Origin of the sequence: Rhizobium sp. Pop5 (assembly GCF_024721175.1) — a bacterium.
Classification (GTDB): Bacteria; Pseudomonadota; Alphaproteobacteria; order Rhizobiales; family Rhizobiaceae; genus Rhizobium.
Genome location: NZ_CP099399.1, coordinates 1,369,750 through 1,392,783, shown reverse-complemented (window position 1 = coordinate 1,392,783; position 23,034 = coordinate 1,369,750). Strand labels below are relative to the sequence as shown.

The 23,034-nt window shown below is 60.9% G+C and carries 24 protein-coding genes and 1 pseudogene; 17 read left to right on the top strand and 8 right to left on the bottom strand.

What is annotated here, in order from left to right; translation table 11 throughout:
- The first annotated feature begins 31 nt into the window (after window positions 1-31).
- Entirely contained in the window at window positions 32-517 is a 486-nt protein-coding gene (locus NE852_RS09050) for an Lrp/AsnC family transcriptional regulator (RefSeq protein ID WP_008527307.1), read from the top strand.
- Window positions 518-522: 5 nt separating this feature from the next.
- On the opposite strand, the gene NE852_RS09045 is transcribed toward NE852_RS09050, so the two are convergent.
- Window positions 523-834: a hypothetical protein gene (locus NE852_RS09045; protein ID WP_008527310.1), complete on the bottom strand. Its 312-nt coding sequence runs from the start codon at window positions 832-834 to the stop codon at window positions 523-525.
- A 209-nt stretch (window positions 835-1,043) separates the two neighbouring features.
- Here NE852_RS09045 and NE852_RS09040 point away from each other — a divergent pair, with 209 nt between their 5' ends.
- From NE852_RS09040 to NE852_RS09020, 5 genes are all read left to right on the top strand, one after another.
- Window positions 1,044-1,370, top strand: coding sequence for a hypothetical protein (locus tag NE852_RS09040; protein ID WP_008527311.1), 327 nt, complete (start codon window positions 1,044-1,046; stop codon window positions 1,368-1,370).
- Between the two features lie 153 nt (window positions 1,371-1,523).
- The gene (locus tag NE852_RS09035) at window positions 1,524-2,975 is read left to right on the top strand and encodes a deoxyribodipyrimidine photo-lyase (RefSeq protein ID WP_258156419.1); all 1,452 of its coding nucleotides are present in this window, start codon (window positions 1,524-1,526) and stop codon (window positions 2,973-2,975) included.
- Window positions 2,972-4,306: an NAD(P)/FAD-dependent oxidoreductase gene (locus NE852_RS09030; RefSeq protein WP_008527322.1), complete on the top strand. Its 1,335-nt coding sequence runs from the start codon at window positions 2,972-2,974 to the stop codon at window positions 4,304-4,306. Before NE852_RS09035 ends, NE852_RS09030 begins: the two co-directional genes overlap by 4 nt.
- Window positions 4,303-5,154 carry a DUF1365 domain-containing protein gene (locus tag NE852_RS09025; RefSeq protein ID WP_008527323.1) on the top strand — a complete coding sequence of 284 codons (852 nt, stop codon included), beginning with the start codon at window positions 4,303-4,305 and terminating at the stop codon, window positions 5,152-5,154. The genes NE852_RS09030 and NE852_RS09025 overlap by 4 nt, the downstream gene beginning before the upstream one ends.
- 99 nt (window positions 5,155-5,253) lie before the next feature.
- Window positions 5,254-6,513: a cyclopropane-fatty-acyl-phospholipid synthase family protein gene (locus NE852_RS09020; RefSeq protein ID WP_258156418.1), complete on the top strand. Its 1,260-nt coding sequence runs from the start codon at window positions 5,254-5,256 to the stop codon at window positions 6,511-6,513.
- On the opposite strand, the gene NE852_RS09015 is transcribed toward NE852_RS09020, so the two are convergent.
- Window positions 6,514-7,347 (bottom strand): SDR family NAD(P)-dependent oxidoreductase, encoded by an 834-nt coding sequence (locus NE852_RS09015; RefSeq protein WP_008527327.1) that lies wholly within the window; start codon window positions 7,345-7,347, stop codon window positions 6,514-6,516.
- A gap of 99 nt (window positions 7,348-7,446) precedes the next feature.
- Entirely contained in the window at window positions 7,447-8,100 is a 654-nt protein-coding gene (locus tag NE852_RS09010; RefSeq protein WP_205621940.1) for a ChrR family anti-sigma-E factor, read from the bottom strand.
- 223 nt (window positions 8,101-8,323) lie between these two features.
- On the opposite strand from NE852_RS09010, the gene NE852_RS09005 reads away from it, so the two are divergent.
- The 5 genes from NE852_RS09005 to NE852_RS08985 all read left to right on the top strand — a co-directional run bounded on the left by NE852_RS09005 (window position 8,324) and on the right by NE852_RS08985 (window position 12,207).
- The gene (locus NE852_RS09005; RefSeq protein WP_008527331.1) at window positions 8,324-9,361 is read left to right on the top strand and encodes a cysteine synthase A; all 1,038 of its coding nucleotides are present in this window, start codon (window positions 8,324-8,326) and stop codon (window positions 9,359-9,361) included.
- 6 nt (window positions 9,362-9,367) lie between these two features.
- Window positions 9,368-10,105, top strand: a complete 738-nt coding sequence (locus NE852_RS09000; RefSeq protein WP_008527333.1) for an alanyl-tRNA editing protein — start codon at window positions 9,368-9,370, stop codon at window positions 10,103-10,105.
- An 18-nt stretch (window positions 10,106-10,123) separates the two neighbouring features.
- Window positions 10,124-10,993, top strand: a complete 870-nt coding sequence (gene sseA / locus NE852_RS08995; RefSeq protein WP_008527335.1) for a 3-mercaptopyruvate sulfurtransferase — start codon at window positions 10,124-10,126, stop codon at window positions 10,991-10,993.
- A gap of 5 nt (window positions 10,994-10,998) precedes the next feature.
- Window positions 10,999-11,559 (top strand): GNAT family N-acetyltransferase, encoded by a 561-nt coding sequence (locus tag NE852_RS08990; RefSeq protein ID WP_008527337.1) that lies wholly within the window; start codon window positions 10,999-11,001, stop codon window positions 11,557-11,559.
- A gap of 144 nt (window positions 11,560-11,703) precedes the next feature.
- On the top strand, window positions 11,704-12,207 hold the full coding sequence (locus NE852_RS08985) for a DUF1203 domain-containing protein (protein WP_008527338.1): 504 nt from the start codon (window positions 11,704-11,706) through the stop codon (window positions 12,205-12,207).
- Window positions 12,208-12,223: 16 nt separating this feature from the next.
- Here the strand turns inward: NE852_RS08985 and ald are convergent, their stop codons facing one another.
- A complete protein-coding gene (ald, locus tag NE852_RS08980) occupies window positions 12,224-13,342 on the bottom strand; it encodes an alanine dehydrogenase (RefSeq protein ID WP_258156665.1) in 1,119 nt (372 codons plus the stop codon).
- Window positions 13,343-13,498: 156 nt separating this feature from the next.
- Here ald and NE852_RS08975 point away from each other — a divergent pair, with 156 nt between their 5' ends.
- The 3 genes from NE852_RS08975 (at window position 13,499) to NE852_RS08965 (ending at window position 15,408) form a co-directional block, all read left to right on the top strand.
- Window positions 13,499-13,960, top strand: coding sequence for an Lrp/AsnC family transcriptional regulator (locus NE852_RS08975; protein ID WP_008527352.1), 462 nt, complete (start codon window positions 13,499-13,501; stop codon window positions 13,958-13,960).
- 72 nt (window positions 13,961-14,032) lie between these two features.
- Window positions 14,033-14,917 (top strand): DMT family transporter, encoded by an 885-nt coding sequence (locus NE852_RS08970; RefSeq protein ID WP_037171634.1) that lies wholly within the window; start codon window positions 14,033-14,035, stop codon window positions 14,915-14,917.
- 86 nt (window positions 14,918-15,003) lie between these two features.
- The gene (locus NE852_RS08965) at window positions 15,004-15,408 is read left to right on the top strand and encodes a PilZ domain-containing protein (RefSeq protein ID WP_008527356.1); all 405 of its coding nucleotides are present in this window, start codon (window positions 15,004-15,006) and stop codon (window positions 15,406-15,408) included.
- Here NE852_RS08965 and NE852_RS08960 read toward each other — a convergent pair.
- A complete protein-coding gene (locus NE852_RS08960; RefSeq protein ID WP_037171636.1) occupies window positions 15,378-16,100 on the bottom strand; it encodes a hypothetical protein in 723 nt (240 codons plus the stop codon). The two genes, NE852_RS08965 and NE852_RS08960, sit on opposite strands and share 31 nt — an antisense overlap.
- A gap of 174 nt (window positions 16,101-16,274) precedes the next feature.
- Here NE852_RS08960 and NE852_RS08955 point away from each other — a divergent pair, with 174 nt between their 5' ends.
- Entirely contained in the window at window positions 16,275-18,263 is a 1,989-nt protein-coding gene (locus NE852_RS08955; protein WP_008527361.1) for a bifunctional 2',3'-cyclic-nucleotide 2'-phosphodiesterase/3'-nucleotidase, read from the top strand.
- 141 nt (window positions 18,264-18,404) lie between these two features.
- On the opposite strand, the gene NE852_RS08950 is transcribed toward NE852_RS08955, so the two are convergent.
- The gene (locus NE852_RS08950) at window positions 18,405-19,373 is read right to left on the bottom strand and encodes a LysR family transcriptional regulator (protein ID WP_258156417.1); all 969 of its coding nucleotides are present in this window, start codon (window positions 19,371-19,373) and stop codon (window positions 18,405-18,407) included.
- 139 nt (window positions 19,374-19,512) lie between these two features.
- On the opposite strand from NE852_RS08950, the gene NE852_RS08945 reads away from it, so the two are divergent.
- Window positions 19,513-20,127, top strand: a complete 615-nt coding sequence (locus NE852_RS08945; protein WP_008527374.1) for an FMN-dependent NADH-azoreductase — start codon at window positions 19,513-19,515, stop codon at window positions 20,125-20,127.
- A 48-nt stretch (window positions 20,128-20,175) separates the two neighbouring features.
- Here the strand turns inward: NE852_RS08945 and NE852_RS08940 are convergent, their stop codons facing one another.
- Window positions 20,176-20,751, bottom strand: coding sequence for a TetR/AcrR family transcriptional regulator (locus NE852_RS08940; RefSeq protein WP_008527376.1), 576 nt, complete (start codon window positions 20,749-20,751; stop codon window positions 20,176-20,178).
- Between the two features lie 107 nt (window positions 20,752-20,858).
- Here NE852_RS08940 and NE852_RS08935 point away from each other — a divergent pair, with 107 nt between their 5' ends.
- Window positions 20,859-21,635 carry an SDR family oxidoreductase gene (locus tag NE852_RS08935; protein ID WP_258156416.1) on the top strand — a complete coding sequence of 259 codons (777 nt, stop codon included), beginning with the start codon at window positions 20,859-20,861 and terminating at the stop codon, window positions 21,633-21,635.
- A gap of 50 nt (window positions 21,636-21,685) precedes the next feature.
- On the opposite strand, the pseudogene NE852_RS08930 reads toward NE852_RS08935, so the two are convergent.
- Window positions 21,686-22,871, bottom strand: a pseudogene (locus NE852_RS08930) (MFS transporter).
- Window positions 22,872-23,034 lie beyond the last annotated feature (163 nt).

The following is a 23,034-nucleotide window of genomic DNA, read 5'->3' as shown; positions in this document are numbered from 1 at the left end:
TGCAAGCAATAATCGAAAGGACATGCCGATTATGGAATTCGAGCCGGGAGATATCCGCATATTGAAGGCGCTACAGAGCGAGGGCCGGCTGACCAACCAGGAGCTTGCCGAGCGCGTGGGAATGTCGACCTCTCCCTGCTGGCGTAAGGTGAAGCGGCTGGAGGAGGCCGGCGTTATCCGCGGCTATCAGGCCGTCGTCGATCGCCGCGCCGTCGGCCTCGGGGTTCTTGCCTTCGTGCGTGTGCAGATCGACACACATTCTCATGACGAGGCCGAACGGTTCGAGCGTGAGGTCGGAGAACTGGAGGCGGTCATCGCCTGCTATTCGGTCGCCGGCGAAGCAGATTTCCTGCTGCAGGTGGTCGCGGCCGATCTCGACAGCTATGCCGAATTCGCCATGACAGTCATCCGTCGCCTGCCCGGCATCAAGGAGATGCATACGATGTTCGTGCTGAAGGACATCAAGGCGTCGACGATCCTGCCCGTACAGCTATCGACCGCCGGCCGTTCGCGCTGAGCTGCCTAGAAGGCCGTGCCGGTTGCCATCAAGTCGCAGGAGAGGCGAAGGCCGATCTGGTCGTGACACAGCCCATCGGCGCCATCGGCAAGTAGCAACCCGGCGGGAGCATCGGCGCGCAGATAGGCCTGCGTTGCCGGGTCGACGCGCATCGGGACGGCCGTCCATAGCGAGGGACGGCTGACGTCGAGCGCCGATATCGTAACTTTCTCGCCGCCCATGGCAGAAGATGCGATCGCCATGCCGGCTACCGTCAAGGCGAGTGCAATCGCGATCTGGAGACCGAGATCTGCGGCCTCGCGCGGGGAAACGAACATAGCGGCCTCATGCTGCGGATTGGCGTTTCGCCATGCCACTAAGGCAGACGGCGACACCGATCCAGCGGCTTCGGCCGTTAAGGTTTATCCGTAACCACGCCGACAGGCCGCGGGGGGATCGGCAGGTTTTCGATAAATTTCGGAACAATGATTCCAAAGGGCAGTTACCCAGAGGTCATCCAAGATGAAAATCAAAGGAGGGTATCCTTATGACCAAGTCCCTTATCGCCGCTTCGCTACTTGCGATCGGCATGGCATCGTCGGCATTTGCCCAGTCGAATCCGGACCCGATCGGCCCGACCAACGGCGGCTCGACCGATCCCAGCTCGGGCACCTATTCGTCCGATTACACCAACAGCGACAACGGCATTCATCCGGTGCCCATCTCGCCGGTCGATCCGACAACCACGCAGAGCATCGGCCAACCGCAGTCGATGGAATGCCCCGGCATGCCGCAGCAGATGTCCGGCGTCGACACGCGCGGTGGTGAAAGCGGCGCGTCTATCAGCGAGGCCTGCCGCGAATACGACAATTAAGCGGCAATCTTCCGTTGAGAGAAAAGGCCGGTTCATGCCGGCCTTTTTCATGCCGTGGCGCAGACAAAAGCTTTTCCCGTCGATGAAACTTTTGATCCGGCCGTTCCGTACATCCGTAGCAAGTGAAAGAACACGGACGGGGGAACGGCTTCATTGACTAAGGACGCGACAAAACCTGTCATTCTCTGGTTTCGCAAGGATTTGCGCCTTGGTGACAACAAGGCACTCGATGCAGCCCATCTCTCCGGGCGGCCGATCATCCCCTTCTACATAAGGGAGCCCGAAGCAGCAGGCACGGGGCCGCTGGGCGCTGCGCAGTGCTGGTGGCTGCATCATTCTCTGGATGCGCTCGACAGCTCGCTGCGCGAGCGGCAGGGACGGTTGGTGCTTGCCGGCGGCAGGGCCTTGGAGGTGCTCCGCGCCGTCATCGGGACAAGCGGCGCCGACGCCGTCTTTTGGAACCGACGCTACGATCCGGCAGGAATGTCCATCGACATTCGCATCAAGCATGAACTGGAGAAGCAGGCGATCGAGGTCCAAAGCTTCGGCGGCCAATTGCTGCACGAACCTTCGAGGCTGGTGACCGGCGGCGGTACCCCCTATCGCGTCTACACGCCGTTCTGGCGCGCGCTGGAGAATGCCGGCGAACCGGAGCCGCCCATGGACGCACCGCCGAAGCTGCATCTGGCTCAGGAGCTTCCGGCATCGGACATGCTGGACAGCTGGGGGCTGCTGCCGAAAAAGCCGGATTGGGCACGAGATTTCGCCGACCTGTGGACGCCGGGCGAGCAAGGCGCGCGGGAGAAGCTTCGCGCCTTCGTCGAGCACGGTCTCGCCGGCTACAAGGAAAACCGCGACCATCCGGCGAGGGACGCGACCTCGATGCTGTCGCCGCATCTGGCGCTCGGCGAGATCTCCCCTGCCCGCATCTGGGATGAGACGCGCGGCCTGTCCAAGCAAGTGCCGGCAGCCGACATCGTGCATTTCCGCAAGGAAATCGCCTGGCGCGAATTCTCCTATCACCTGCTCTTCCATTTTCCGCACCTTGCCTCGGCCAACTGGAACGATCGTTTCGACGGCTTCGAATGGCGCAACGACGGCGAAGATTTCAAAGCGTGGCGCCGTGGCATGACCGGCTATCCGATCGTCGATGCCGGCATGCGCCAGCTCTGGCGCCACGGCTGGATGCACAATCGCGTGCGCATGATCGTCGCCTCCTTCCTGATCAAGGACCTGATGATCGACTGGCGCCGAGGCGAGGCCTGGTTCCGGGATACGCTGGTCGATGCCGATCCGGCCAATAACGCGGCAAGCTGGCAATGGGTCGCAGGCTCCGGAGCCGACGCCTCGCCATTCTTCCGCATCTTCAATCCGGTGCTGCAAGGCGAAACCTTCGATCCCGACGGCGACTATGTCAGAAACCACGTGCCGGAGCTTCGGGGACTTGACGCGAAATACATCCATCGGCCGTTCGAGGCGCCGAAGAGCGTCCTTAACGAGGCCGGCGTCACCCTTGGTGAAACTTATCCGAAACCGATCGTCGACCATGCCAGCGCCCGCGACCGCGCGCTCGCGGCCTACAGAGCCATAAAGGACGCCGCATGAACGCGCATTTCCGCCCTGCTCCGCGCCGCCTGAAGATCGCCGTCATCGGCTCCGGCATTTCGGGCGCCGCTGCAGCCTGGGCACTCAATCCCGTGCATGACGTTATGCTCTATGAGAGCCAAGCCCGCGCCGGAGGCCATACGGCGACGGTCGACGTGGACTACGACGGAGTTCGGATCGCAGTCGATACTGGCTTCATCGTCTATAACGAAGCGAATTATCCGAACCTGACGGCGCTCTTCGCCGAGCTCGGCATCGCCACGCATGCGAGCGACATGAGTTTTTCGCTCTCGCTCGATCGCGGCAGGCTGGAATGGAGCGGCGGCGGGCTATCCTCCATCTTTGCGCAGAAGCTCAATCTGTTGCGGCCCTCCTTCCTTTGGATGATCCGCGAAATTCTGCGCTTCAACCGCATGTGCCTCGAAGACCGGGCCGCCGGCCATCTCGCCTCGCGCTCGATCGGCGATTATCTCGACTGGCGCGGCTTCTCGCCCGGGTTCACCAACAACTATCTCGCACCGATGGCAGCGGCGATCTGGTCGACGCCATCAGCCCGCATGCTGCAGTTTCCGGCGGAGCATTTCGTCAATTTCTTCGACAATCATCGCCTGATCTATCGCCGGCAGCAACAGTGGCGCACGCTGACCGGCGGCAGCCGCACCTATCTCGACCGGCTGCTGCAGCCGCTCGGCGAGCGGGTGAAGCTTTCCTGCGGCGTGCGCGGCGTGATCCGCGGCGAACACGGCATCACGATCATCGACGAAACGGGCAGCGAGCGCCCATTCGACAAGGTGATCTTCGCCTGCCACAGCGATCAGACGGCACGGCTGCTCTCCGATGCCACCGACGGGGAAAGCAGGCTTCTAGCCGCCATCCCCTACCAGCCGAACCGCGTCGTCCTTCACCGCGACGAGGCGCTGATGCCGCGGCGGCGCAAGGTCTGGGCCTCGTGGAATTATCTACGCTCCAGCCGCGAGGATGGAAAGGCAGGCGTGGCCGTCACCTACTGGATGAACCGGCTGCAGAACATCGACCACAGGTTCCCGCTGTTCGTGACGCTCAATCCCGACCGCGAGCCCGATCACCGCAAGGTGTTTGCCGAATTCACCTACGAGCATCCGCAATTCTCGGCCGAGGCCATGGCGGCGCAGCGGGCGCTTGCAGCCATTCAGGGACAGAACAATTGCCATTTCGCCGGGGCCTGGATGGGATATGGATTTCACGAGGATGGACTCGTTTCCGGCTTGGCGGCCGCAGAGGCTCTCGGCGGGTTCATACCCTGGCGAGCGCCTCGAGCTTCTTGGGAAACCCAATCGGACGTGGCGGCATGAGGACGCGACGGAAAGGACGTGGCGTCAACGCCGCCGACAATGGGGCTCCGCCAGGTGCTGCGGCAGCACTCTATGTCGGTGAAATCATGCATCAACGAATAAAACCATTCGGCCATCGCTTCCGCTACCGCGTGTTCGCACTGCTTGTCGATCTCGACAGGCTGGACGAGGCCTCTGATCTCTCGGCACTTTTTTCCGTCAACCGGCGCAATCTTGTCTCGTTTCGCGAAAAGGATCATGCCGATGCGGAGAGCTCGACACTGCGCGCTTACGCCGATCGGCTGCTCTCCGAGGCGGGCCTCGAGCGCGCCGAAAGGATACTGCTCGTCTGCTATCCCCGCATACTCGGCTATGTCTTCAATCCGCTCTCCGTCTACCATGCCTATGATGCGAAAGGCGTGCTCGTCGCAATGATCTACGAGGTGCGCAACACTTTCGGCGAGCGGCATAGCTACGTCTGTCCTGTCGGCCATGGCGAGATGTCCGAAAGCGGACTTCGCCAGAGTTGCGACAAGCTCTTCCACGTCTCGCCTTTCATGGCCATGACCGCGCGTTATCATTTCCGCATGTTGCCGCCCGGTGAGGAAATTCGCTGGCGTATCCTCGAAACCGACAGTGAAGGTCCGCTTCTCTCGGCAACCTTTTCAGGACGACAGGTGCCTTTGACCAGCGCTTCGCTGCTGGCGCTGACGGCGCGCATTCCCTTCCTCACCTTCAAAATCCTGGCGGGCATCCATTGGGAAGCGCTGAAGCTCTGGTTGAAGGGAGCGCGTTATGTCAGGCGCCCGGCGGCTCCACCTGAAGTCAGCATCCACCAGCCACACGCGCTTGCGGACGCAGCGGAATAACATTAGCTTTTTGCCTAATGGCCGGAGGCCGCCCGAGCACATCGTCACTGATGATGTGTCGTCGTCCTTAACCGGCAAGAAAATGCTGGAGGAGGAAAGATGAGCAAGGCGCAGGATTGGAATCTGCTGGCACGCGACGCTGTGACGCTGACGGCCGAAAACATATCCCGTCTGGTGAAGGGTCTACCGTTCAAGGCGAAACTGGCGCTGCGCGGACTTCTGCGCATGCAGCATGGTTCGCTTGCCGTCACCCTGCCCGACGGTCGCAGGCTTCTCATAGAGGGCGAGAAAGCTGGGCCGAAAGCGGCGCTCAGCCTCAATAACTGGAACCTCGCCTATCGGGCGCTGACCAGCGGCACGATCGGGGTTGCGGAAACCTATATGGACGGCGACTGGGACAGCCCCGACATCACCGCTTTCCTGGAACTTTTCCTCGTCAACGGCGAGGCCGCGTTCAGCTATGCGCACGGCAAGAGTGGTGTCGGCCGCCTCTTCGAACGCGTCCGCCACTGGATGAATGCCAACACCAAGACAGGCTCGAAGCGCAACATCTCCGCCCACTACGATCTCGGCAACAACTTCTACCGGGAATGGCTCGACCCGAGCATGACCTACTCCGCCGCGCTCTATTCGACCGGAGCCAACGATCTGCAATCGGCACAGAATGCCAAATACCGCGCGCTCGCCGAGGCGACCGGCATCCGCCCGGGGGATCACGTGTTGGAGATCGGCTGCGGCTGGGGCGGTTTTGCCGAATTCGCCGCAAGCGAGCTGAACTGCAAGGTAACCGGGCTGACGATCAGCCGCGAGCAGCTCGCCTTCGCCGAGGAGCGCATTCGCAAGGCAGGCCTCGAGGACCGCGTCGAATTCCGCTTCCAGGACTATCGCGACGAAGCGGGACTCTACGACCGGATCGTCTCGATCGAGATGTTCGAGGCGGTCGGCGAGAAATATTGGCCGTCCTATTTCTCCAAGCTCAGGCAATGCCTGAAGCCGGGCGGCAAAGCCGGCCTGCAGATCATCACCATCAGGCCGGAGTCTTTCGACCAGTATCGCAGCAATCCCGATTTCATTCAGAAATATGTCTTTCCCGGCGGTATGCTGCCGACGCGCAATCATCTCGCCGAACTTGCGGGCAAGGTTGATCTGTCGTTGGTCAAGGATTTCGGCTTCGGGCTCGATTACGCCCGCACGCTCGCCGAATGGCGCGAGCGCTTCTGGTCGGTCTGGGAACGCATCCGCTCTATGGGCTTCGACGAACGCTTCAAGCGGCTTTGGGAATTCTACCTGTTCTATTGCGAGGCAGGCTTCCGCGCCCGCAACATCGATGTGCGCCAGGTCGTCTTCTCGCGCAGCTGATCATTCCGCCGGATGCGGTGTCACCGGATGGTGACTCGTTTCCGACGATCGCTCCTGCCAGCCGGTCACGCGGTTCACCAGCGCGAAATAGGCGCCGTAGGGAAGCAGCCGCGCCAGCTTCAGCATGAGGGTGAAGCGCTTCGGGAAGCTGATCTCGAACGCTTGCGATTTCAATCCAGCGGCAATGTGCCTGGCGGCGTCTTCGGCCGATACCAGGGCCGGCATCGGAAAAGCATTCTTCCTCGTCGCCGGCGTATCGACGAAGCCGGGGCTGACGAGTTGGATGCGGATGCCCATCTTGTCGAGGTCGAATTTCAGGCTTTCGGCCATATTGATCAGCGCAGCCTTGGTGGCGCCGTAAGCGGCCCCCGTCGGCAGGCCGCCATAGCCGGTGACGGAAGAGACGATGGCGATCTGCCCCTGCCCTTTCGTCTTCATATGGCGGATCGCCGGCAACAAGCAGTTGACGACGCCGGAAAGATTGACGGCAAAGCTCTTCTCGAAATCGGCGCGGTTGAGATCCTCGGCATGAACAGGCAGATAGACGCCGGCATTGAGGATCGCCATGGCAAGTGTCCCGTGCTCATATTCGATCGAGGCCATGACATGCTCCATGTCCTCTGCATCGGTGACGTCGCCGTCGAGAACGATGATGCTGCCGGAAAGGTCGCTGGCCTCGACCTGAAGCTCGACCAGCTTTTCATGGTTTCTGGCGGTGACGGCGACCTTGTATCCTTCGCCGGCGAGCGTCAGCGCAAGCGCGCGGCCGATACCCGAGCTCGCGCCCGAGATCCAGACAATTCCATGTTCGGGACGGGCGATGAAATCACGCATGACATGTTTCTCCAGGACTGCCTATCAACATCGAAAACAGCGCCGGAAGTCCCTCTATCCCTCCGGATTTATGGCTCTATCACACCATTGTGGCTGCTTTCAGCCGATCAGGTCGATCATCATCTGACGAAAGGATCCCGTGAGCCTGACCGGTCCGTCCGAAACGGCGAAGGCGATGCAGGGCCGGTCCTTTTCGGCGACCGGTCGATGATCAACCGTCTCGTCGGCAATGGAGATGTCGCCGGGCCCAAAACGGCCGCGTTCATCGTTGAAGGCGCCGTCGAGGATGAGGATCAGCTCCATGCCTTTGTGGGTGTGAGCCGGCAAGGCGCGGCCCGGACGGATCCACATCAGGTTGACCTCGCAGCCGTCCATGTCGAGCGAATATTCCTTGAAGCCCGGCAACCGCTTGCGCCAGGGCACGTCCTCGACCTCGAAGCCGACGAAATCTCGCAATGCCCGTGGAAACAGGGTGTGTCGCGGCCGCGCGACGGGCGCCGGGACAGAAGAACTGGAGGCAAAAATTGCCTGCAGCCGCCGCTCCCGGTCGGCGATGGCAACGCCAGGCGCGTTTTCCAGCGCCTCTCCGGCCAGCAGTTCGAGGCCGTTCACAAAGCTTCGATTGTCCGGCTTCATTTCGAGGTGGGACTGAACGAGCACGCGCGCCGGCTCAGGCAAGGAGCCGGCGACGTAGTGCGCCATCAATGCATCGATCGTGTCGATATGCTCGTGAACCATCCGGCTTTCGGTCACGCCCTGTTATCGCGCTCCGTTTCGCTTTTTCGTCATCCGTACGGGGAAAGTCAATCTTCGGATCACCCTAACGGGGAGCGATGGCGGACGGTACGCCATTTCAACTGGGGAAAGCCAAATTTTATCGCGTCCGCCACGGGCATGGAATAGCATTTCTTGCCAACACAGCCTTGTGAAGGGAAAAGACCGTTCCTAAAGTAAGAGTTCGAAAGAGGCAGATTCCATGACCTTCCATCCTTCCGTCCTTGAAGCCATCGGCAACACGCCCCTGATCAAACTCAAGGGAGCCTCCGCGGCGACCGGCTGCACCATTCTCGGCAAGGCGGAGTTCCTGAACCCCGGCCAGTCGGTGAAGGATCGCGCCGCGCTCTACATCATCCGCGACGCCGAGCGGAAAGGCTTGCTTCGGCCGGGCGGCGTCATCGTCGAAGGCACGGCCGGCAATACCGGCATCGGGCTGACGCTGGTCGCCAAGGCGCTCGGCTACCGCACGGTCATCGTCATCCCGGAAACGCAGAGCCAGGAAAAGAAGGATGCGCTGAGGCTGCTCGGCGCCGAACTCGTCGAAGTGCCTGCCGTTCCCTACAAGAACCCGAATAACTACGTGAAGGTATCCGGGCGGCTCGCCGAGCAGATGGCGAAAACCGAGCCGAACGGCGCAATCTGGGCGAACCAGTTCGACAACGTCGCCAACCGCCAGGCGCATGTCGAAACGACTGCTAGGGAAATCTGGAAAGACACCGACGGCAAGGTCGACGGCTTCATCTGCTCCGTCGGCTCCGGCGGTACCCTGGCAGGCGTGGCTGCCGGTCTTAAGGCCTTCAAGCCGGACATCAAGATCGGCATCGCCGATCCCGACGGCGCGGCCCTTTATGAGTTCTACCAGAACGGCACGCTGAAATCCGAAGGGTCCTCGATCACCGAAGGCATCGGTCAGGGCCGCATCACCGCTAATCTCGAAGGTTTCACGCCTGATTTCTCCTATCGGGTCTCCGATGCCGAAGCGCTTCCTTATCTCTTCGACCTCGTCGAGAACGAAGGCCTGTGCCTCGGCGGTTCGACGGCGATCAACATCGCCGGCGCCGTCAAGCTCGCCCGAGATCTCGGGCCTGGTCACACGGTGGTGACGATCCTCTGCGATTACGGCAACCGCTATCAGTCGAAGCTCTTCAACCCGGATTTCCTGAAGTCGAAGGGCCTGCCCGTTCCGGGCTGGATGGCCACGTCGACCGAGATAGACGTTCCCTACGAGCCCGCGTGAGACCCCATGCCCGTCAATGCCCTCTATCGTGACGACTTCTACCTCTCGACGTGCGAGGCGGTCGTCACAGCCGTTCACGAAGATGGGGGCATTGAACTGGACCAGACGTGCTTTTACGCGACATCGGGCGGACAACCCGGTGATATCGGCGAGCTTGAACGCGCCGACGGCAGCAAGATCGCGCTCGGCCAAACGAAGCATGGTGCCAGCAAGGATATCATCATCCATGTCCCGCTCGACGGCGCTCCGCGTCCGCAAGTCGGCGAGACGCTGGTGCTGCACGTCGACTGGCCGCGCCGCTACAGGCTGATGCGCATGCACACGGCCTGCCACCTGCTTTCCGTAATCTGCTCCTATCCGATCACCGGGGCAGCCGTCGGCGAGGAGGAAAGCCGCGTCGATTTCGACATGAGCGAGACGATCGACAAGGACGAGGTGACATCAAAACTGATGGAACTGGTGGACCAGAACCATCCCGTCTATCTGCAATGGATCACCGACGAAGAGCTTGCGGCCAACCCCGATATCGTCAAGTCGAAGAATGTGCGCCCGCCGATCGGCCTCGGGCGCGTCAGCCTCGTCTGCATCGGCGAGAACTCCTCGATTGACAGCCAGCCTTGCGGCGGCACACATGTTTCGGAAACACAGGAAGTCGGCCAGATTCACATCGCCAAGATCGAGAAGAAGGGCAAGGAGAACCGGCGCTTTCGCATCCGCTTCGGCACGCCCGGCGACGAATCCTGACCATCAAGGGAGACCACAATGAGTGAGACCAAGAGCCGTTTCGTCGTCTCGGCCGACTGGCTGCAGGCCGAACTCGGCAAGCCGGATCTGCGCGTGCTGGATGCCTCCTTCTATCTGCCGGCGCAGAAGCGCGACGCCGATGCCGAATATGCGGCCGGCCATATTCCCGGCGCCATCCGCTTCGACCAGGACAAGATCGCCGATCATTCGACGTCACTGCCGCATACGATCCCCTCGCCCGAGTATTTCGCCGCGGAAGTCGGCAAGCTCGGCATCAGCGAAACCGATCGCATTGTCGTCTATGACGGCATCGGCGTGTTCGCTTCGCCGCGCGTCTGGTGGCTGTTTAGGGTGATGGGCGCAAAGAACGTCTTCGTCCTCGACGGCGGCCTCGACGGTTGGAAGGCCGAGGGCCGTCCGCTGGAAACCGCCGCACCCAACTATGCACCGGCGACCTTCACACCCGACTTCGACGAGAGTCGCGTGGTGACGCTCGAAACGATGCGCGACATTGTCTCGAGCGGCGCGATGCAGATTGCCGATGCCCGCAGTGCCGGCCGCTTCGCAGCCGCCGAGCCCGAGCCGCGCCCCGGCATGCGCTCCGGCCATATGCCCGGCGCCCGCAGCCTGCCGTCAGGCGTCTTTGCGAACCAAGGCCGGTTCAAGTCGCTGCCCGAACTCCGGCAGACGATCGAGGATGCCGGCATCGATCTTTCGAAGCCCGTGGTGACATCCTGCGGCTCCGGAATTACCGCCGCGATCATTACGCTGGCGCTGGAATCGCTCGGCCATCACGACAACAAGCTTTATGACGGCTCGTGGAGCGAATGGGGCAGCCGTGAGGATACGCCTATCGTTACCGGCCCACCGACGCCAGTCAAAGTCTGATCGCCATGGGGAAGACACCAGCTTCGCTCAAAGCCCATATTACCCGGCTCGAAATGACGGCGCCGCCGAAGACGAGCCTGCCGGTGCCCGTCAATATCCAGACCGCGATCATGCGCGCTCCCGGAATCCCGCTGCCTTTCTATCGCTACCTCTACCGGCAGGTGGGCGCGCGCTGGCAATGGGTGGACCGGCTGCGCATGGGCGACGAGCAGCTTGCCGAAATGCTGAACGACAAGCGTAACAATATCAGCGTCCTCTATGTGAACGGCGCGCCTGCCGGCTTCTACGAATATTTCTGCGAGGACGAAGATACGATCGAGCTCTGCCATTTCGGCCTGATCGAACATGCGCTCGGCCTCGGCATCGGCAAATGGTTCATGCTGCAGGCGCTCTACGCCATCTGGGCGCTCAATCCGAAGCGCGTCACCACCACTACCAACAATCTCGACCATCCGCGCGCGCTGCAGCTCTACCAGATGTTCGGCTTCTCTCCGGTCTCGACCGGCACCGGCATCGTCCGGCCGCTCAGCGACAAGGAACTGCTGGAGATTGCGCGGAAAAGCTGACAGCTTGCCGACGTAAAGGAAGGCGATTGACGCTCCGCCGCCAAGCCGGCAAGGCGATCATTCACAAGCGACGGCTTCGCAAGAATCGGGTGGCTTGCGCGGTCGTCAGGGTGCATCTCATGGCAATCACAACGGAGATTTGCCATGACCGCCTTGCGTTTTGTATCCATGCCGACCGCCGACGCCGAACATTTGTGGAACGGCGGCCGCGACGCCAATGACAGGTTGCCGGAGACCATGGTTTCCGATGGTCCAGGCCACCCCTGCCGCCATTGCCTTGAGAATATCGATGAGGGCGAGGAATTGCTGGTCTTCGCTTACCGGCCTTTCCCGGAACTGCAGCCCTATGCCGAAACCGGGCCGATCTTCCTGCACAAGCAGCCTTGCCGGCGCTATGCCGCCGAGGAGATCCTGCCGCCGGTGCTGATGACGAGCCGCGACTTCATTCTTCGCGGCTACAACGAGGATAACCGCATCGTCTATGGCACCGGTGCTGTGACCCTTATCGGCGAGATTGCGACCTACGGCGAAAAGCTGCTGGCGCGGCCCGACATCGCCTATGTGCATGTGCGCTCTGCACGTAACAATTGCTTCCAATGCCGGATCGACAAAGTAAAGGCGCCGGCTCTTGCGGAGGCCGACGCCTGACCTAGGGTCAGTTGTTTTACGCTACGTTCAGCACGCTCTCCGGCGCGAAGGCCTCGTAGCCCAGCGCCTCGGCGACCGGCCTGTTGGTGATGCGGCCCTTGTGCACGTTAAGGCCGTTTCTCAGATGCTTGTCTTCGGCAATGGCGCGCAGGCCGCGATCGGCAAGCGCCAGGCCGTGGACCAGTGTGGCATTGTTCAGCGCATGCGCCGAGGTGACGGGCACTGCGCCCGGCATATTGGCCACGCAATAATGCACGACGCCATCGACCTCATAGGTCGGGTCGGAATGGGTGGTCGCATGCGAGGTTTCGAAGCAGCCACCCTGGTCGATGGCGACGTCGACGATGACGGCGCCTTTCTTCATGCCGGAAAGCATTTCACGGGTGACGAGCTTCGGCGCGGCAGCGCCAGGGATCAGCACGGCGCCGATAACGAGATCGGCCGAGAACACCTCCTCCTCCAATGCCTGAATGCTGGAATAACGGGTGTGGACGCGGCCCGCGAAGATATCGTCGAGTTGGCGCAGGCGCGGCAACGACTTGTCGAGAATGCTGACATCAGCACCGAGGCCAGCGGCCATCCGGGCGGCGTGAAGGCCGACGACACCACCGCCGATGATCGCAACCCTGGCCGGCAATACGCCCGGCACGCCGCCAAGCAGGACGCCGAGACCGCCATTGGCCTTTTGCAGAGCGGTCGCGCCCGCCTGGATCGACAGGCGTCCTGCCACTTCCGACATCGGCGCCAGCAGCGGCAGGCCGCCGCGCTCGTCGGTCACCGTCTCATAGGCGATCGCGGTGACACCGGAAGCAAGCAGGCCCTTGGTCTGCTCGGGGTCTGGCGCCAGATGCAGATAGGTATAGAGAAGCTGACCGTCTCGAAGCTGAGCCCATTCGGAGGGCTGTGGCTCCTTCACCTTGACGATCATGTCGCACTTTTCGAAAATATCCTTGGCGGAGGCGGCGATCTTCGCGCCAGCCGCGGCGTAGGCGGCATCATCGGCGCCGATGCCGGCGCCCGCTTTGGTCTCGACCCAGACCTCATGGCCGTGGGCCACATATTCGCGCACCGAAGCCGGCGTCAGGCCGACGCGATATTCATGATTCTTGATTTCCTTCGGGCAACCGACACGCATTTGCGTTCCTCTCATATTGTCTCCGCGGTCGCGGATCTCCTCTGACGATGAATCCAACCACCAAGAGCGCGAAATGTCCTTGCAAAGAGGATTTGCCAAACGGCCTCTTTTCGACGATTATTGCGTCATTTCTCTCCTTTTTCGAAGGTACTTCGAATGGCCGATCTCGATACCATCGATCTTACGATTCTGAAGGTGCTGCAGGCCAATGCCCGCATCACCAATGCCGAACTCGCCGAAAAGATCGGATTGTCGCCTTCGGCCTGCTCGCGACGGCTCGACATCCTCGAGCGAAGCGGCGTCATCGCCGGCTATCATGCGCGGCTTTCGCATAAGGCGCTCGATTACAAGATGATCGCCATCGTGCATATCTCGCTCTCCGGCCAGTTCGCCAAGACGCTGGCGGAATTCGAGGCGGCGGTGAAGCTCTGCCCCAATGTGCTCGTCTGCTATCTCATGTCAGGCGAATACGACTATATCCTCAGGGTCGCCGCCCGCGACCTCGAGGATTACGAGCGCATTCACCGCGACTGGCTGTCGGCCCTTCCCCACGTCGTCAAGATCAATTCCAGTTTCGCCCTCAGAGAAATCATCGACAGGCCGAATGTCGGGCTTTGAGGCCTTGCATATTCGCGGAAAGCCTGACCAGACTTTCGGTGCGCGCGGGCGTTTCCCGCTTTTTGGCATGTGATGAAATCGAAGACCCAAGGCTATATTTTCGCCCTGCTGGCGCTCACCATCTTTTCGCTGCAGGACGCTATCTCGAAACATCTGGCATCGACCTACCCGCCGATCTTCGTGACGATGATCCGCTACTGGGCCTTCGGGCTTTTTACGGTCATTCTCGCTTCGAAGATGCGCGGCGGTCTCAAGGCGACGGCCCGCACCAAACGCCCCGCCCTGCAGGTGGCGCGCGGTGTGCTTCTTTCCGTCCAGGTGGTTCTGGCCATCACCTGCTTTGCCGTGATCGGCCTTGCCCGTTCGCAGGCGATCTTTTCCGCGACGCCGATCCTGATCGCTCTGCTGGCGATGCCGATCCTCGGAGAGCGGGTTGGGTGGCGGCGGTGGACGGCGATCGGCGCCGGACTTTTCGGGGTCCTGCTGATCCTGAAGCCGGAAGGCGATTTTTTCGACGTCAAGCTGCTTCTCGCCGTCCTTTCCTGCTTCAACTTCGCCTTCTACGTCATCATCACCCGTCTCGTCAGCCGCGACGATTCTTCGACGACCAGCTTCTTCTATACCGGCATCGTCGGCGCCGTCGCGATGACGCTGATCGGGCCGTTCTACTGGAGCTGGATGTCACCGGGCGATTGGGGCTGGATGGCGCTCGTCTGCATGACCAGCATTTCCAGCCATTATTTCCTCATCCGCGCTTACGATATCCTCGATGCCGCCGCCGTCCAGCCACTGACCTATCTGTCGCTTGTCTATGCCTCGGTCATCGGCGTGACGATCTATGGTGAAACGCTCAGCTCCAACATGATCATCGGCTCGGCGATCGTGGTGGCTGCCGGCATCTTCACGGTCTGGCGTGAGCATGTGGTGGGACGCAGGACTGCCGCCGCAAACAACTGACGTTTCGCTGCAATTTTAGCCAAGCTCCTAAAACCATTTCAATTTTCGACTGCTATGTTTCTCCGGCGATGTCCGAGGGAGACAGTATGACGCGCAATCTGAACATTACGGCCCGGAAAGCCGACCGAAAAAACTGCCGTGTCTTCGGCAATATGAAATATCTGAACACCGAGGTGGATGTCCGTATTCTCAACCTGTCGGCAACAGGCGCCGCTGTGGAGACGAAGGGACCCGTCCACGCCGCCTCCGGCAGCAAGGTGCGGATCGAGGCCGAGAACCTCGGACTGCTGGAAGGCATCATCCGCTGGAAGCACAACGGCCGCATCGGTATCCAGTTCGACGTGAATTCCAACGCACGAGCGCAGGTCTTTTCCTATTTCCGGTTTTTCCATAAGGAAATACGGCCGGTGCTGGCGGTACGCCAGTTGATGCGACCCGCGACCAGCGGCGACCGTAGGCCTCATCTGGCGACGTCGACGCTGAAATCGTAAGGCTGCACCGCCTTTGCACCGAAAGAACGGCTCAGATCGTTCCAGTAGCTGCGGTTGACGTTGACATCGAGAGTGACCGGGCCTTGCGTCTGCGGCAACTTCTTGCCGAGGCTCCTGACGTCGATGGCAGCGCTGTTGGCGTTGGCGCCGGACAATACGATCGTCTCCGTACCCAAGGGAACGTTGACCGCGCCGGGCGCCGGGCTTGCCGAGAGCGGCTCGCTGGAGATGATCTGACCGTCGCCGCTAAGGAATTTGATATCGCAGGTCTGGCACTCCCCCTGCGTCCAGCCCGGATTGACCTTCAGCTCGACACGGGGCGGCAGCGAGCGGTCGCCGTCCTGGGCGTAAGCGGTGCCGACGATGGAAAACAAGCTGGCGGACGGCCCGATCTCGATCGGCTTCGGGTTGGCTGAATTGCCCTGTGCCGCCGCCATGATGAGCGCCGGAGCGCCGATGCCGAGAAGAAGCGCCTTCTGCAGCTGCTGCTCGCGATAGATCAAAGCGATCGCGCCCCCGATGACGAAGAAGACCGAAATCGCGCCAAGCGCGCAGGCGACGGAAATCCAATGATTTGACGGCGTCGTCAGCCACTTCTCAACATCGCCGCTGTAAAGCGCCTGCGCCTTATCGACCAGACTGGGCGCCGTTCCCCCGAAACCTCCAACCGCGCCGATAACGATCCTGTTCATGATCCCGTCCCCCATGGATTTTCAGCAGGGACTGTACCATAAATTGCATTTCAAGACCATGTCGCCTCGCCGGGCGATTGTTTTGCGGTTCTGTCATTTTCGCAGTGTACTGCTGGCCAAATCGTCCTAATTCTGACGGGCCGGGCGATGCAGTTCTTTGAAGGAGAGTTTTCCATGTCTTCCATTTTCGACGTTGGCGTGATGAGCCGCCGTTCGCTTCTTGGCGGCCTCGCCGCTACTTCCGCCCTGGTGCTGCTGCACCCTTTCAGCGCGCGCGCCAGCGCCAACCAGGCGCATCTCCGGCTGATGGAAACGACCGACATTCACGTCAACGTCTTCCCTTATGACTATTATGCCGACAAGCCGAACGACACGATGGGCCTCGCGCGCACCGGGACGATCATCGACAATATCCGCGCGGAAGCCGTCAATTCGCTGCTGATCGACAATGGCGACGTGCTGCAGGGCAATCCGATGGGCGACTACATGGCCTACCAGCACGGCATGAAGGACGGCGACGTCCATCCCGTGATCAAGGCGATGAACACGCTTGGCTATTCGGTCGGTACGCTCGGCAATCACGAGTTCAACTACGGCCTCGACTTCATGTTCAAGGTGCTGGCGGGCGCGAACTTTCCCTTCGTCTGCGCCAACCTGACCAAGGGTCAACTCGCCTCGGACCCGAAGAAGGACGATCTCTTCTTCAAGCCCTACATCATCCTGGAAAAGCAGATCAAGGACGGTTCCGGCAAGGAGAGCCCGGTCAAGATCGGCTTCATCGGTTTCGTGCCGCCGCAGATCATGCTCTGGGACATCAAGAACCTCGAAGGCAAAGCACAGACGCGCGACATCGTCGAGGCGGCCACGGCCTGGGTACCCGCCATGAAGGAAGCCGGCGCCGATATCGTTATCGCGCTCTCCCATTCCGGCATCGACGGCAGCGCACAGTCCGAAAAGATGGAAAATGCCTCGCTGCATCTTGCCGCCGTCGAGGGGATCGACGCGATCTTCACCGGCCACCAGCATCTCGTCTTCCCTGGACCGAAGAGCTGGGACGGCATTGCCAACGCCGATCCGGTCAAGGGCACGCTACATGGCAAACCGGCCGTGATGGCCGGCTTCTGGGGCTCGCATCTCGGCCTCATCGACCTGCTGCTCGAAAAGGACGGTAACAGCTGGAAGATCGTCGACTTCACCTCTGAAGCGCGGCCGATCTATCATCGCGACGACAAGAAGAAGGTGGTTGCCGACTACGCCGACAAGAAGGAAGTGGTCGAGGCTGCTAAATCAGAGCATGAAGCAACGCTCACCTATGTCCGCACGCCCGTCGGCAAGACGTCCGCGCCGCTCTACTCCTACTTCGCCCTCGTTGCCGACGATCCTTCGGTGCAGGTCGTCAGCCAGGCCCAGACCTGGTACATCAAGCAGATGCTCGCCGACACCAAGTACAAGGACCTGCCGGTGCTTTCAGCCGCAGCGCCCTTCAAGGCCGGCGGACGCGGCGGCGCGGACTACTACACCGACGTTCCGGCAGGCGACATCGCCATCAAGAACGTCGCCGACCTCTACCTCTATCCGAACACGGTGCAGGCCGTCGCCATCACCGGCGCGCAGGTGAAGAACTGGCTCGAAATGTCGGCCGGCATGTTCAATCACATCCCCGCCGGCTCGAAGGATGCGACCCTCCTCAACAACGACTTCCCATCCTATAATTTCGATGTCATCGACGGCGTTACCTACCAGATCGACCTGTCGCAGCCGCCGAAATACGATTCATCAGGCAAGGCGATCAGTCCGGATGCCAACCGCATCCAGAATCTGGCCTTCGACGGCAAGCCGATCGATCCCGCGCAGAAGTTCGTCGTTGTCACCAACAATTACCGCGCCGGCGGCGGTGGCAATTTCCCCGAGATCGCCGCGGACAAGGTGATTTTCCAGGCGCCGGACACCAACCGCGACGTCATCGTCCGTTATGTCCACGACCAGGGCACGATCAATCCGTCGGCCGATGCGAACTGGACCTTCAAGCCGCTGCCGGGCACGACGGCGACCTTCGAAAGCGGGCCGAAGGCGAAGCAGTTCCTCGCCGCGGTCAAGAGCGTCAAGATCGAGGACGCTGGCGACGGAGCCGACGGCTTCTCGAAGTTCAGGCTGGTTCTCTAAAGCGTGTCGCGATCTTTCAGGTTCGCTTGTCACGCTTTAGGTCCTTGTTTTGCGCATGTCTTTATCGCAAAACCGCACACACTTTTGCGAGACATGCTCTAAGCGAAAGCATATCAACGAAGGCGCGGCTCCGCGCCTTCGTCATTCGGCCGCAAGCGGCGGTGTGGTGTCACGCAGTTCCGCCATCTCGGCATGGAAATCGGCCTGGTTCGGGCAATGGGAAAGCCGTGTGCGGAAGGCGTCAATCATCCAGCTGGCGGCCGGTCCGGGCGGGTTGGCGAGCTGTCGCATCGAATAGATGGCATACTCGCCCTGTTCATAGGCATCCAGATCGAGATGGATAAGCGCGCCGCTGCGCAGATCGTCATGGATGACGGATGCAGGAAGGCCGCCCCAGCCAAGGCCGGCTTTGATGAGCTGGTGCTTCATCGCAATATCGCTGACGCGCCACGTCTTGTAGGACAGTACATTGAAATCCCGCCCCTTCGTCCGGCCTGACGCATCGGTGACAACGAGCTGCACTTCTTCGCGCACGTCGCCAAGCGAGAGCGGCCGGTCTATTTGGGCAAGCGGATGGTTGGGTGCGGCAACGGGCAACATGAAGGAATGGCCGATCCGCTCGGTGACGACGGAATCGTCCGGCTTGAGGACTGCGCCTCCAATGCCGATCGTCGCCTTGCCGCTGAGGACGAGGTCCATCACCACGCCGAGCTCGCCGACATTGAGGTTCAACGCAACGGATGGAAATCTTTCGCGGAATTCGTGCAGCACGTCCACGACGGCCCGCGATGGCACCATGACGCTGATGGCGACGGAAACCTCGGCTTCGAGGCCCTCCCTGAGGCTCTTGACGCGCGCTCGCATGACCTGCAGGTCACCCAGTATGCGGCGCGCATCCTCCAGCATCGCCCTGCCCGCTTCCGTCAGCTTCGGCTGGCGCGCGCCGGAGCGCTCGAAAAGCGGCATTTCGAGCTGGGCTTCCAGATTGGCGATCGTATAGCTGACAACCGATTGCGCACGGTTCAGCGCCCGTGAAGCGGCCGAGAAGCTGCCGGTCTCGGCAACCGTCAGAAACACCTGCAATTGGTCCAGAGTCGGGTTGGGAAGCATCTTCCATCCATTCCATCGATAGTTTCGATCGACATTATCACCGTTTTTTCGATAGCAGGCCAGACCTATTTTCCTCATCGAGACGGCGGTTCACCTCCTAACAACGGGCCGTCAAATTCAATTCGAAAGGAAATGCACCATGTCGTCCATCCTCCTCCTGACGTCCAGCCCGCGTGCCGACTCGCTCTCGACGCCGATCGCCGTCGATCTCGCCGAAAAGCTGAAGAACCAGAAGCCGGGCAGCGTCGTCGTCCGTCGCGACCTCGCCTCCAACCCGCTGCCGCATATCGATGACCTCTTCACCGGTGCGATCCGCAAGCCGGCCGAAGCCCGTACCGCCGAAGAAGTTGCAGCCATCAAGACCTCCGACGAACTCATCGCCGAACTGTTTGCCGCCGACACGATCGTCATCAGCACCGGCCTGATCAACTTCAACATTTACTCGTCGCTGAAGACCTGGATCGACAACGTCGCCCGCGCCGGCGTGACCTTCAAGTACACGGAAACCGGCCCGGTCGGCCTCGTAACCGGCAAGAAGGTTTACGTGGTGCTCACGTCCGGCGGCGTCTACTCGCAAGGCCCGGCCGCTCCGTTGAACCATGCCGTTCCGTACCTGAAGTCGGTTCTCGGCTTCCTCGGCATCACCGATATCGAGACCATCTATGTCGAAGGCCTCGCATTCGGTCCGGAAGCCGCCGAAAAGGCTATCGACGCCGCCAAGTCGCGCGTCCAGGAAATCGCGCTCGCCGCCTGATCGGCTTTCGAACGTTCTCTGAACGGCCGGCCTTCGCCGGCCGTTTTGTCATTTGTCGATGTCGGCGACGAAATCGCGGATTGTCGCCAGGATTTCAGCTGAGAGATCCTCATCCGAGGAAACCCTGGCAAGGCCAACGCCGCCTGCCATCATCGCGAAAGCCATGATCGCCTTGCGCCGTCTTTCCCGATCGTCTGCTCCAGCGGCCTTGCTCGCCAGTGCTTCGAAATTGCGTTCGAGCCGCTCCGTTGCGATCACCCGCGCCTTCTCGCCGCTGCGTGACAGATCGGAGGTCAGCGCGGCAAAGGGGCAGCCCTCGCCGGGATTGTCGCGGTGATAGGCGCTGACATAACGATCGGCGATATCTGCAGCCGTCATCTTCGCCGGGTCCACTCCCTCGGCCTCCAGCCTGCGCCCCCACGAATCGAAGGCGGACCGGATCGCCTCGGCAACGAGATCGTCACGGGAAGCGAAGTGCTTGTAGAAGCCGCCGACAGTCAGTCCTGCATCCTTCATCAGGTCGGCGACGCCGATGCCCTCGAGCCCCTCCTCGCGCAGCCGCTTCGAGGCAGTCTCGACAATCTTCTCGTGCGTCTTCTGTTTTTCCAGCTGCGAACGTCCCATCGGAATTCTCCCGGCACTGCCTCTTGACTTATCAGGATTACAATCATAATCCTTATAGATAGCGATCATAATCTAGATCGTTGCCAATTCCAAGAGGAGCATGAATCATGCGTCTAAGAAACAAGATCGCCCTGATCACCGGCGGAAACAGCGGCATCGGCCTTGCGACCGCCAAGGTCTTCATCGACGAGGGCGCCAGGGTCGTCATCACCGGCCGTAATCCGGAAACACTTGCTGCCGCCGAAAAGGCGCTTGGGGCCGGCGTCCTGGCGGTGAAGGTCGATGTCACCGATACCGCGGCCACCGAGAAGGCCTTTGCGGAGGCTGCTGCGAAAGTCGGCAAGTTCGACATCGTCTTCGCCAATGCCGGCATCGGCGGCGCGACACCGCTCGGCGACACATCGCCGGAGCAATTTAACCAGATCATCAGCACCAATCTCACGGCCGTTTTCTTCACCGTGCAATCGGCCCTGCCGCATCTCAATGACGGCGCTTCGGTGATCCTCAACGGTTCGGTGCATGCCGTGCTCGGCACGCCCGGCTGGACGGCCTATGCGGCGACCAAGGCGGCGGTCCGGGCGATGACGCGCAATATGGCCTCCGAGCTCGCGCCACGCGGCATCCGCGTCAACCAGGTGACCCCCGGCGGCACGAAGACGCCGATCTGGTCGCCGATGGCCCAAACGGAAGACGCAATGTCGGCGCTCGAAGCCCGTCTCGGGGGAATGAGCCCGCTCGGCCGTATGAGCGAAGCCGAGGAAATCGCCAAGGCGGCGCTCTACCTGGCCTCGGATGATTCGAGCAATGTCACCGGCATCGAGATCACCGTCGACGGCGGCATGACGAGCGCACCCTCCGGCGCCAAGATCTTTCGCACCGCCTGAGCAAGAAGAGCCGGGCAAGTCATACCTGCCCGGCCCACAGATGCTTTGGCTCAACTCATGCGCGTGGCGCGATAGGCAACACGAAACAGGACGATTGCAAAATTCAGGACGGCAAGCAGGAGCACGACATACAGCATGGCCTGGATACCGGACGAAACAATGAGCTTGCCGGCGATCAGCGGAAAGCCGAAGACACCGAGGAAATAGGCCAGCGAGAATATCAGCAGCGATTGCGGCATAAGGCCGGCCGGAGCCTCATTTGCGGCAAGGCCATTGATGACTGAATAGGTTAGCCCATAGCCCAGCCCCAGCATCGCCGCCGCACCCAGGTAGACCAGGTGATTGGACGTCACCATCAAGAACAGCAGGATCGATGCCAGCGTCAGGCTTGTCAGGACCAGAAGCGAGGTCCTTCTTGACCACATATCCCGCCACGAACAGCCGGCTCAAAATCGCGGAGGACATGAAGCCGATAAAGAAGAGGGAGTAATCGAACCCATGTGCCTTGGCGTAGCTGGTCTGAAAACTGGACAATCCGCCGAAAATCGCTCCGCCGATGCCAACCATGACGATGGAGTACATTGCCCGCGACGCGATCACCTGACGGACCGCGCCAAACGAGATTTTGTTGACATGGGGCAAAATCTTGCCGGTGGTGGTCAGCCTGATGTGGAGCAGGAAATAAAGTGCGCCGCCGGCGAGGCTGGAAAGAGAGGCAAATAGAAAGGCCGTCTCGATCGGTATGGACCAGCCGGTCGCAATGCGGCCGATGATCGGCCCGGCGCCGATGCCTGACATCATCGATCCCGACAGCAGCGCAAAAAATCTGATCCGATGCTCGGGTTCGATGATCGCGGCGACCAAAAGAGGGCCGAGTGCATAGAACGTGCCCCAGCCTATGCCGAGGATGAAACCGACAGCCATCAGGCTCAGCCCGGCGGATGGGGCCATGGCAAATCCCAATCCGGATGCAGCAAGAAACAGCCCCGAAACCGCGACCGCCCGCGCAGAGCCGATGGCATCCGCGATGTGGCCGGACAGAATGACGAGAATGACCGTACTGACCGTCGCCGCCGAGATGATCAGGCCGGCCAGCGCCTCGTCTCCACCACGCTGGCCCACCAGCACGGGGATCAGGAAAGTGACGCCATAGGCGATCGAGAGAAGAAACCCTCCGATGCACAAAACGGCAAACTCGCCGCCATCGACCCTCTGCTCTGCAATTGCATCACTCATGTCTCCACGCCCCTTACAAGACAATTCGTCAGAATGTTGCGGCAATGGAGATCACGTTTGAATTTTCCAAACAAGACGTTTTCATTGCATCGATAACCTATTGAAAAACATACATACCTTAGAATCAAATTTCTGTTTACTCAACATCACCAACACACACGAC